Here is an 11935-nt window from a genome sequence, read left to right on the forward strand (position 1 = left end):
GGCACGGACACCATCCCGCCCCTGCCCGACAACTCACGAATGGCGACACTCCGCAACGCCACGACACGAGCGGCATCCCGCAGAGACAGCACACCCGCCACACACGCCGCAGCGATCTCCCCCTGACTGTGACCCACCACAGCCGACGGCTTCACACCCCCCGCCTGCCACACCGCAGCCAGCGACACCATCACCGCGAACAACACCGGCTGAACCACATCCACCCGGTCAAACCGGTCCCCGCACAACTCCTCAAACAGGTCCCACTCCACGAACTCCGAGAGCGCGTCCGCGCACTCCCGCATGCGGTCCCCGAACACCGGGCTGGAGTCCAGCAGCTCACGCGCCATCCCCGCCCACTGCGAACCCTGCCCCGGAAACACGAACACCGGACGCGCCGAGCCGACCCGGGCCCGCCCGGTGACCACTCCGCCGGCCGCGCCATCGTCCGCAGCCAGCCGCTCAAGCCCGGCGAGCAGTTCCTCACGATCCCGCCCGACGACAACACCCCGGTACTCGAACCGCGCCCGCGAAACCGCCAACGACCAAGCCACATCACCCAGTTCAAGACCGGCATCGGCCAGCAGAAGCTCCCGCATCTGCCCGGCCTGCGCCCGAAGCGCATCCCCACTCTTGGCCGAGAGGGCCAGCGGCACCACGCCCGCCACCACCGCCGGAGCGGCAGCTCCCTCCGTCTCAACGGGAGCCGACTCGTCGACCGCAGGAGCCTGCTCCACGATCACATGCGCGTTCGTCCCACTCATGCCGAAGGAGGAGACACCCGCGCGCCGAGGCAGCCCCGGCTCCCGCTCGGGCCAGTCCCGCGCCTGCGTGAGGAGTTCGACGGTGCCTGCGGACCAGTCGACCTCGGAGGTCGGGCTGTCCACGTGCAACGTCTGCGGAAGGACACCCGCCCGTATCGCCATGACCATCTTGATGACACCGGCGACGCCGGCGGCCGCCTGCGTGTGCCCGATGTTGGACTTCAACGAGCCCAGCCACAGGGGTTGTTCCTCCGAGTGCTCCTTGCCGTAGGTGGCAATGACGGCCTGGGCCTCGATGGGGTCGCCGAGCGTGGTGCCCGTACCGTGTGCCTCGACGGCATCCACATCACCCGCCGCCAGACCCGCGTTCGCCAGCGCGGCCCGGATCACACGCCGCTGGGAAGGGCCGTTCGGCGCGGTCAGGCCGTTACTCGCGCCGTCCTGATTGATCGCGGAACCCCGCACGACCGCAAGCACCCGATGGCCAAGGCGCCGCGCATCCGACAACCGCTCCACCAGCAGCATGCCGACGCCCTCGCCCCAGCCCGTGCCGTCCGCCGCCTCCGCGAACGCCTTGCACCGGCCGTCCGCCGCGAGCCCGCGCTGACGGCTGAACTCCACGAAGGTCTCCGGCGACGACATCACCGTCACGCCGCCCGCGAGCGCCATCGTGCACTCGCCGTTGCGCAGCGCCTGGCCCGCCAGGTGCAGGGCGACCAGGGACGACGAGCATGCCGTGTCGACCGTCACCGCCGGGCCCTGGAGGCCGAGGACGTAGGAGAGGCGGCCGGACATGACGCTGGTGCTGTTGCCGGTGAGCAGGTGCCCCTCGACGCCTTCGGGGGCCTGGCGGACACCCTCGCCGTAGCCCTGGTAGCCGGAGCCCACGAACACGCCGGCGCGGGTGCCGCGCAGGGTGGCGGGGTCGATGCCCGCCCGCTCAAAGGCTTCCCACGCGGTCTCCAGGAGGAGCCGCTGCTGCGGGTCCATGGCCAGGGCCTCGCGGGGCGAGATGCCGAAGAACACGGCGTCGAAGTCGCCCGCTTCGTGCAGGAAGCCGCCGTGGCGGGCATAGAAGGTGCCCTGCTTGTCCGGGTCGGGGTCGTAGAGGCCGTCGAGGTCCCAGCCGCGTCCATCGGGGAGTTCGCCGATGGCGTCGGCGCCGTCGGCGACGAGCCGCCACAGGTCCTCGGGGCCGCGTACGCCGCCGGGGAAGCGGCAGCTCATACCGACGATCGCGATGGGCTCTCTGGAAGCCGCCTTGAGCTGCTGGTTCTGCCGTCGCAGCCGCTCGGTCTCCTTCAGAGACGCGCGCAGCGCTTCAACGACCGTGTCCGAAGGCCTCGTCATGTCCGGCTCCACATCCGTGCTGCGTGAATTCGTGCGGCGTAACTGCGGGCTGCGTCAGGAATCGCTGTTGTCCAGGGCGAGCTGGATCAGGTTGTCCACGTCCATGGCGTCGATCGAGGCGTCCGCGTCGTCGTCATCGGCCGGGGCCGGCGCTGTATCCGGGCTCGCGTGCTGCGCGGCGAGGCGCAGGACGGCGTCCATCAGACCTGCCTCGCGGAGGCGGGCGATGGGTACGGACGCGAGAGCCCTGCGGACTTCGGCGTCGGCTTCGGTGTCCGCCGGGTTGTCGTCCCCGTCACCAGATCCGGCCGCGGAGTCGGGCAGGAGCTCGGCGAGGAGTTGCAGGGACAGTTCCCCGGGGGTCGGGTGGTCGAAGACGAGGGTGCTGGGCAGGCTCAGGCCGGTCGCGGCGTTCAGGCGGGTGCGAAGTTCGACGGCGGTCAGCGAGTCGAAGCCGAAGTCCTTGAACGCGCGGTCCTCGCGGACGGCCTCCGTGCCCGTGTGCCCGAGTACGGCGGCGACCTCCTCGCGTACCAGCTTCAGTACGGTCCGCTCGCGCTCGTCGGCCGAGGCCGCGGCGAGCCGCTCGGCCAGGGCGGCCGCGGCGTCGCCAGTTCCGGCCCCGTCGGCCGAACGCGCGCCGGATACGCCCGACGCGGCGTCGAGGGCCCGGCGGGCGTCCGGCAGGTCGTCGAGCAGCGGGCTCGGCCGCCGCACCGTGAAGGCCGGGGCGAACCGCTCCCAGTCGACATCGGCGACGGTGACCAGGGCGTCGCGGACGCCGAGCGCATGCCGCAGTGCGGCAACGGCCGACTCGGGCCGCATGACGGGCAGGCCCCGCTTGCGCAGGTGCGCCGCCGCCTCGTCGTCCCCGGCCATGCCCGAACCGGCCCACGGCCCCCAGGCCACCGACGTCACCGCACGCCCCTGGGCCCGGCGGCGTTCGGCGAGCCCGTCGAGGAAGGCATTGGCGGCCGCGTACGCCGCCTGGCCGCCGCTGCCCCACACGCCCGCGATGGACGAGAACAGCACGAACGCGTCCAGCGGTGTGCCACCGAGCAGTTCGTCCAGGTGCGCCGCGCCCGCCGTCTTCGCCGTGACGATCTCGGCGAAGTCCGCCGGTCCCGTCTCGTCGATCATGCGGTCCTGTCCCAGGCCCGCCGCGTGTACGACGGCGCTCAGCGGCGCGTCCGCGGGCATCTCGGCCAGCAGCCCGGCGAGCGCGTCCCGGTCGGCCACGTCGCAGGCGGCGATGGTGACCTCGGCGCCCAACTCCTCCAGTTCGGCGCGGAGTTCGGCGGCTCCGGGCGCGTCGGGACCGCGCCTGCTCGTCAGTACGAGATGACGCGCGCCGCCGCCCGCGCACCACCGCGCTACGTGGGCGCCGAGGGCGCCGGTTCCGCCGGTGATCAGTACGGTGCCGCGCGGCTCCCAGCGCCCGGCGGGAGCCGCGCTCCTGGGCGCGCGCACGAGGCGGCGTACGAGGACTCCCGAGGGGCGGACGGCGAGCTGGTCCTCGGCGAAGTCCTCCGTGGCGGTGCGGGAGAGGAGGGTGGTGAGGTGGGTGCGGGCAGAGGCCGGGACGGCCCCTGTGGCCTCGGGGAGGTCGATGATGCCGCCCCACACCTCCGGGTGCTCCAGGCCCACGACCCGCCCGAAGCCCCATGCCTGCGACTGCGCGACACCGCGCACGGACTCGGCGGCGCCTACGGACACCGCGCCGCACGTGGCGATCCACAGTCGTCCACCGACCTCGGCGTCGACGACGGCCTGCGTCAGGGCGAGGGTCGCGGCCATGCCGCGGGTGAAGGATGCCGACTGGGCGAGGGACCCCGAGGGCTCGTACGAGCGCTCGTCCAGGGCCAGCAGGGACAGCACGCCGGCGAGGGGAGCGTCCAGGACCCGCAGGAGCTTCGTCATCTTCGTACGATCGGCGGCCTCGTCCCCGACGACCACGCGCTGGACCTCCGTACCGGCGGCGGCGAACGCCTCCTCGGCGGCCGCGCACCACGGGTGTTCGGCGGCCCCGGCCGGGACCACCAGCGCCCAGGCGCCTTGGAGTGCCGGACCGGCGCCTGGTGCCAAGCCATCAGGCAGCGGCTTCCACGTGATCTGGTAGCGGAGGGCGTCCACCTGCTGCTGTTCCTGCTGCCGGCGCCGCCAGGACGCGAGCGCGGGCAGCACCGACTCAAGGGGCGCGTCCTGGTCGAGCTCCAGCGTCTCCGCAAGGCCTTCGAGGTCCTCACGCTGGACGGCCTCCCAGAACTCCGCGTCCACGCCGGCGCCCTGGCCTTCGGCCGCGTCGGACTCCTTCGGCTGCGGCCAGTAGGTCTGGTGCTGGAAGGCGTACGTGGGGAGGTCCACGCGGCGCCGGGACTCGACCGGGGCGTACAGCGGGGTCCAGTCGACCTCGGCCCCGCGTACGTGGAGCTGGGCGAGGGCGGTCAGGAAGGTGTCCGGCTCCGGGCGGTCCTTGCGCAGGGCACCGACCAGACCCGCTTGCGCGCCCGGGTCGGTGAGCGTGTCGTGCGCCATCGCCGTGAGCACGGAATCCGGGCCCAACTCAAGCAGCGTCGACACACCTTGGGCGGTAAGAGTGGTCAAGCCGTCGTGGAAACGGACCGCCTCACGGACGTGACGGACCCAGTACTCGGGATCCTTCAGCCGAGCCGACTCGGCCAGTTCACCAGTCACGTTGGAGACGACCGGCAGCTTCAGGTCCTGATACGTCAGGCCCCGCGCGATCTCGCGGAAGTCGTCGAGCACCGGGTCCATGAGCGGCGAGTGGAAGGCGTGCGAGACCTTCAGCCACCGCACCTTCCGCCCCTGGCTGCGGAGTGTCCCCTCCAGGCCCTCCAGAACCACGCGGTCACCGGACAGGACCACCTGCGAGGGGCCGTTGACAGCGGCCAGGCCGACCCGATCCGTGACACCTTCCAGCAGCGGCAGCACATCGGCCTCCGCCGCCTGCACCGCCAGCATCGCGCCACCCTCAGGCAGCGACTGCATCAACCGCCCGCGCGCAGCCACCAGTTGGGCCGCGTCCTCCAACGACCACAGCCCGGCTATGTACGCAGCCGTCAACTCACCGATCGAATGACCACCGACGATCTCGGGCCGCAACCCGAACGACTCGGCGAGGCGATACAGAGCCACCTCGACGGCGAACAACGCGGGCTGCGCATACCCCGTCTGCTCCAACAACCCGGCATCCGCACCGAACACCACATCCTTCAGCGGCCGGTCCAGGTGCCCGTCCAAGTGGGCGCACACCTCGTCCAGCGCATCCGCGAACACAGGGAACACCTCGTACAACTCACGGCCCATACCAAGCCGCTGACTGCCCTGACCGGTGAAGACCACACCGAGACGACCCTCAACCACCGACCCCGACACCACACCCGAACCACCGCAGGCGACGGCCACAAGCCCGGACAGGAACTCCACCCGCTCCCGACCCAAGACCACAGCACGGTGCTCATGCACAGCCCGGCCCGACAGCAACGACCAACCCACGTCGACTGGCGCGAGCTCATCGCGCTCAGACACGTACGTACGCAACCGCCCGGCCTGTGCTCGCAGCGCCTCCGCGCTCCGGCCCGACACCAACCACGGCATCGCACTGGACAGAAGGTCCGTTTCAGCGGACTCAGAAGGTTCTGCCACCGGCACCTGCTCCACGATCACGTGAGCATTCGTGCCGCTCACGCCGAACGACGAGACACCCGCGCGACGCGGCGCGCCGTCCGCCCGCTCGGCCCACTCACGAGTCTCCGTCAGCAGCTCGACCGAGCCCGCCGCCCAGTCCACGTGCGTGCTGGGGGCGTCCACGTGGAGTGTCGGCGGCAGCGTCCCGTGGCGCATCGCCATGACCATCTTGATGACGCCCGCGACACCGGCGGCCGCCTGGGTGTGCCCGATGTTCGACTTCACCGATCCCAGCCACAGAGGCCGGTCGGCAGCCCGCTCCTGCCCGTAGGTCGCGAGCAGCGCTTGCGCTTCGATGGGGTCGCCCAAGGACGTGCCGGTGCCGTGTGCCTCGACGGCGTCGACGTCGGCGGGCGTGAGGCGGGCGTTGGCGAGGGCGGCGCGGATGACACGCTGCTGGGACGGTCCGTTCGGGGCGGTGAGCCCGTTGCTCGCGCCGTCCTGGTTGACGGCGGAGCCACGCACGACGGCCAGGATCTGGTGGCCGTTGCGCCGGGCGTCCGACAAGCGCTCCAGCAACAGCAGGCCGACACCCTCACCCCAGCCGGTGCCGTCGGCCGCCTCGGCGAACGCCTTGCAGCGGCCGTCGGCGGCCAGGCCGCGCTGGCGGCTGAACTCGATGAAGGCGCCCGGCGTGGACATCACGGTCACGCCGCCCGCGAGGGCCACGTCGCACTCGCCCTGGCGCAGCGCCTGCGCCGCCAGGTGCAGGGCCACGAGGGCCGACGAGCAGGCCGTGTCGACGGTCATGGCGGGGCCTTCGAGGCCGAAGGCGTACGACAGGCGGCCGGAGACCACGCTGGCGGCGTTGCCCGTGCCGATGTAGCCCTCGGCACCGTCGGGCGCGTCCTTGAGGAGGTCCAGGTAGTCCTGGCCGTTGGTGCCCGCGAACACGCCGGTGCGGCTGCCGTGCAGCGTCGACGGCGCGATGCCGGCGCGCTCGAACAACTCCCACGCGGTCTCCAGGAGGAGCCGCTGCTGCGGGTCCATGGCGAGGGCCTCGCGGGGCGAGATGCCGAAGAAGTCCGCGTCGAACCCGGCCGCGTCCGGCAGGAATCCGCCCTGCCGGGCGTAGGTGGAGCCAGGCGTCGCCGGGTCGGGGTCGTACAGCGTCCCCATGTCCCAGCCACGGTCGGCGGGGAACTCCCCCAGTGCGTCGACGCCGTCCGCGACGAGCCGCCACAGGTCTTCCGGTCCGCGTACGCCGCCGGGGAAGCGGCAGCTCATCGACACGATCGCGATGGGCTCGTCGTCGGCCGCCGTCCCCGTGGACGTCGGTATCACGGCGGCGCTGTCGGTGACGTCGGCGGTGAGGAGGTGTCCGGAGAGGTAGTCGGCGACGGCGCGCGGCGAGGGGTGGTCGAAGACCAGCGTGGCCGGGAGGGTCAGGCCGGTCGCGACGCCGAGGCGGTTGCGGAACTCGACCGAGGTGAGCGAGTCGAACCCGAGTCCCTTGAACGCGCCGTCCCCGGGTACCGCCTGCTTGCCGCCGTGTCCGAGCACGGCCGCCGCCCGAGTCCGGACGAGGTCGAGCAGGGCCCGCTCGGCGTCCGGGCGGGACAGGGCGGCCAACTGCTGTTTCAGGGGCGGGGTTTCGGTGTCGTCCGCGCTGGTGGGGTGTGCCGTGCGGGCGGCTGCCACCTCTGGCAGGTCGTCGAAGAGGGTGCTGCGGCGGGTCGCGGTGAAGCCGTCCGTGAAACGGTCCCAGACGACGTCGGCGACGACGAGCGCGGCCGCCTCCCGAACCGGCACCGGGCTATCCGCGTGACCGCCTTGCGCCGCCGCGTGGAGTGTCGCCCTGCGTAGTGCCTCGGTGGCGCGTGCGGGGTCCATGACCGGCAGCCCGGCCTGGCGCATCCGCTCCTCGGAGCCGTCGGCGGCGGCCATGCCCCCACCGCCCCACGGTCCCCAGGCGAGCGAGACGGCGGGCAGTCCGGCGGCGCGCCGCCGTTCGGCGAGGGCGTCGAGGAAGGCGTTCGCGGCGGCGTAGTTGCCCTGGCCGGGCGCTCCCACGGTGCCGGTGAGGGAGGAGAAGAGGACGAAGGCGGTCAGGTCCGCGTCGCGGGTCAGCTCGTCCAGGTGGCGGGCCGACTCCGCCTTCGCGCGGAACACGGAGGCCATCCGGTCCTCGGTCAGGACGTCGAGCACGCCGTCGTCCAGGACTCCGGCCGTGTGGAAGACACCGGTCAGCGGCGCGTCGCCGGGAATCTTGTCCAGGAGGCGTGCCAGCGCGTCCCGGTCCGCCGCGTCGCACGCTGCGATGGTTGCCCGTGCCCCCAACTCCTCCAGTTCGGCCCTGAGTTCGGCGGCGCCGGGTGCGTCGGTGCCACGGCGGCTCGTCAGCACGAGGTGTTCGGCGCCCTCGCGTGCCAGCCAGCGCGCGACGTGCGCGCCGAGGGCACCCGTGCCACCGGTGACGAGTACCGTGCCGCCGCCCGGGGACCACTCCCCCGCCGACCCGCCGGACACGTCCACGTCGCCGAAGGGCGCGCGTACCAACCGGCGTACGAACACGCCCGACCCGCGCACCGCCACCTGGTCCTCGCCCGATGCGGCCGCGAGGACCTGCGCGAGCCGCAACGCCGCGCGGGCGTCCGCCGTCTCGGGCAGGTCGACCAGGCCGCCCCAGCGCTCCGGGTGTTCGAGGGCCGCGACGCGGCCCAGGCCCCACACCGCCGCGCCGTCCGCATCGGCGGTGGCGTCCGAGGCGCCCACGGAGACGGCGCCGCGCGTCGCCACCCACAGCGGCGCGGCCACGTGCGCGTCGCCCAGGGCCTGGACGAGGGCGAGGGTGCGGAGCACTTCGGCCGGGACGGACTCGCCGTCGACGGCGTGCGTCTTCGAAGGCTCCGGCGTCGGCCCGCAGGCCGGCAGGGACAGGACTCCGGTCACGGAGATGCCCTGGCTCTCGCCGTCGTCCGAGAGGGCATCCCTCAGCTTCTCCAGGAACACGGTTCGGTCCGCGTCCTGTGGCTCAACCCGCAGCACACGCGCCTGCGCCCCGCTCCGCTCCAGCGCCCGTACGGAGGCATCGATCCACGGCTCCGCCTCGTTCCCGGCGGGTGCCACGACCAGCCAGGTGCCCGTGAGCCCGGGTCGCGCCACCTTGGCGAGGGGCTTCCATGCGATGCGGTACTGCCAGCGGTCCAGTTCGGACTGCTCGTGCCGCTGCCGCCGCCATGCCGTCAGCGCGGGCAGCACCGACCGGAACGGCGCCTCCTCGTCGACCTCCAGAGCGCCCGTCAGCGCCGCGAGGTCTTCATCCTCGACGGCCTTCCAGAAACTCGCGTCCACGGCGTCGGCGCCGTCACCCGCCGCAGCCACCGCCGCCTGCTCCAGCGGGTTGAGCCAGTAGTGCTGGTGCTGGAAGGCGTACGTGGGCAGGTCCACGCGGCGTCGGGACTCGACGGGGGCGTACAACGGGGTCCAGTCGACCTCGACGCCGCGCACGTGGGCCTTGGCGAGGGCAGTGAGGAAGGTGTCGGTTTCCGGGCGGTCCTTGCGCAGGGCACCGACCAGACCCGCTTGCGCGCCCGGGTCGGTGAGCGTGTCGTGCGCCATCGCCGTAAGGACGGAATCCGGGCCCAACTCAAGCAGCGTCGACACACCTTGGGCGGTAAGAGTGGTCAAACCGTCGTGGAAACGGACCGCCTCACGGACGTGCCGGACCCAGTACTCGGGATCCTTCAGCCGAGCCGACTCGGCCAGTTCACCAGTCACGTTGGAGACGACCGGCAGCTTCAGATCCTGATACGTCAGGCCCCGCGCGACCTCGCGGAACTCGTCCAGGACCGGGTCCATCAACGGCGAGTGGAAGGCGTGCGAGACCTTCAGCCACCGCACCTTCCGCCCCTGCCCACGAAGGATCTCCCTCAGGCCCTCCAGAACCACGCGGTCGCCAGAGAGCACCACCTGGGCGGGGCCGTTCACGGCCGCCACACCGACACGGTCTGCCGTGCCGTCCAGTAGGGGCAGCACGTCGGCCTCCGCCGCCTGCACGGCCAGCATCGCGCCACCCTCAGGCAGCGACTGCATCAACCGGCCCCTCGCGACCACCAGTTGGGCCGCATCCTCCAACGACCACAGCCCGGCCACGTACGCAGCCGTCAACTCGCCGATCGAATGGCCGCCGACAAGCGCCGGCCGCACTCCGAAGGACTCGGCAAGACGGTACAGGGCCACTTCCACCGCGAACAGCGCGGGCTGCGCGTAGCCCGTCTGCTCCAGCTGCCCGGCGTCCGTGCCGAACATGACGTCCTTGAGCGGGCGTTCCAGGAGGCCGTCCAAGTGGGCGCACACCTCGTCCAGCGCGGTGGCGAAGACGGGGAACGTCTCGTACAACTCCCTTCCCATGCCGACGCGTTGACTGCCCTGGCCGGTGAAGACGACCCCGAGGCGGCCCTCGGCGACCGCGCCCGAGACGACTCCGGGCCCGTCCGACGCCAGCGCCTCAAGGCCGGTCAGGAACTCTTCCCGGTCCCGGCCGAAGACGACCGCGCGGTGCTCGTGCAACGCGCGGGCCGACAGCAGAGTCCAGCCAGCGTCGACGTAGTCGAGGCCGTCGCTCCCCGCCACGTGCTCCCGCAGCTTCCCGGCCTGCGCGCGCAGCGCCTCGGCGCTGCGGGCCGACACCAACCAGGGAAGCTTGCCGGACAGAACGTCCCTCTTAGCGGCAGCAGTTGCATCCTCCACCGGCACCTGCTCCACGATTACGTGGGCATTCGTGCCGCTGACACCGAACGACGACACACCCGCACGACGCGGCACGCCACCCTCTCGCTCGGCCCACTCCCGGGCCTCGGCCAGCAGCTCAACAGCCCCCGCCGACCAGTCCACATGCGAGTTCGGCCGGTCAACGTGCAGCGTGCGAGGCAGCACGCCGTGGTGCATCGCCATCACCATCTTGATGACACCCGCGACACCGGCGGCCGCCTGGGTGTGACCGATGTTGGACTTGACCGAGCCGAGCCACAGCGGCTCGCGGTCGCCGGACGGGCCGGCCGGCCGCTCCTGTCCGTACGTGGCGAGCAGGGCCTGCGCCTCAATGGGGTCGCCGAGCGTGGTGCCCGTGCCGTGCGCCTCGACGGCATCCACGTCGCGCGCCGCCAGGCCCGCGTTCGCCAGCGCCGCGCGGATGACGCGCTGCTGGGCGGGACCGTTCGGGGCGGTCAGACCGCTGCTTGCGCCGTCCTGGTTGACAGCGGTGCCGCGTACGACGGCGAGGACCTGGTGGCCGTTGCGGCGGGCGTCCGACAGGCGCTCAAGGACAAGGAGTCCGACGCCCTCGCCCCAGCCGGTGCCGTCGGCGGCCTCCGCGAACGCCTTGCAGCGGCCGTCGGCCGCGAGGCCGCGCTGGCGGCTGAACTCCACGAAGGTGTCCGGTGTGGACATGACGGTCACGCCCCCCGCGAGCGCGAGGGTGCACTCGCCGTTGCGCAGGGACTGCGCGGCCAGGTGCAGGGCGACGAGCGAGGACGAGCACGCGGTGTCAATGGTGACGGCAGGGCCTTCGAGACCGAAGGTGTAGGAGACGCGCCCGGAAGCGATGCTGCCCGCGCTGCCGTTGCCGAGGTAGCCCTCGAATTCCTCCAGGCCCTCGGGGTTGCTGAGGATGCGGTTGCCGTAGTCGCCGTACATGACGCCGACGAAGACGCCCGTCCGGGAGCCGCGAACGGACAGCGGATCCACGCCCGCCCGCTCGAACGCCTCCCAGGTGGCTTCGAGGAGCAGACGCTGCTGCGGGTCGATGGCGAGGGCCTCGCGTGGGGAGATGCCGAAGAAGGCCGGGTCGAACTGTGCCGCGTCGTGCAGGAAACCGCCCTCGCGCGCATAGCTCTTGCCGGGGCTCGTCGGGTCGGGGTCGTGGAGGTCCGCGTCCCAGCCCCGGTCGTCAGGGAAGGGAGAGATCGCGTCCCCCCCGTCGGCCACGAGCCGCCACAGGTCTTCCGGTCCGGCGACCCCGCCGGGGTAGCGGCAGCTCATCGCGACGATGGCGACGGGCTCCCGGCTCACGGACTCGGCGTCCTGTAGACGCTGCCGGGTCTGGTGCAGATCCGCGGTAACTCGCTTGAGGTACTCGCGGAGTTTCTGCTCGTTCGCCATTTCGGTGCGAC

General features: G+C 72.2%; 1 protein-coding gene and 1 pseudogene. Both read right to left on the bottom strand.

The window, feature by feature from the left end:
* Positions 1 to 2114, bottom strand: a 2114-nt coding sequence (locus ACFYNP_RS34905) for a type I polyketide synthase (RefSeq protein ID WP_388791215.1), incomplete at its 3' end; no start/stop codon positions are given.
* A gap of 54 nt (positions 2115 to 2168) precedes the next feature.
* Positions 2169 to 11882 (bottom strand): annotated as a pseudogene (locus ACFYNP_RS34910) (type I polyketide synthase); the annotation flags it as partial.
* Positions 11883 to 11935: the final 53 nt, after the last annotated feature.

The organism is Streptomyces sp. NPDC006691 (assembly GCF_042869955.1).
In the GTDB taxonomy this organism is placed as follows: Bacteria; Actinomycetota; Actinomycetes; order Streptomycetales; family Streptomycetaceae; genus Streptomyces.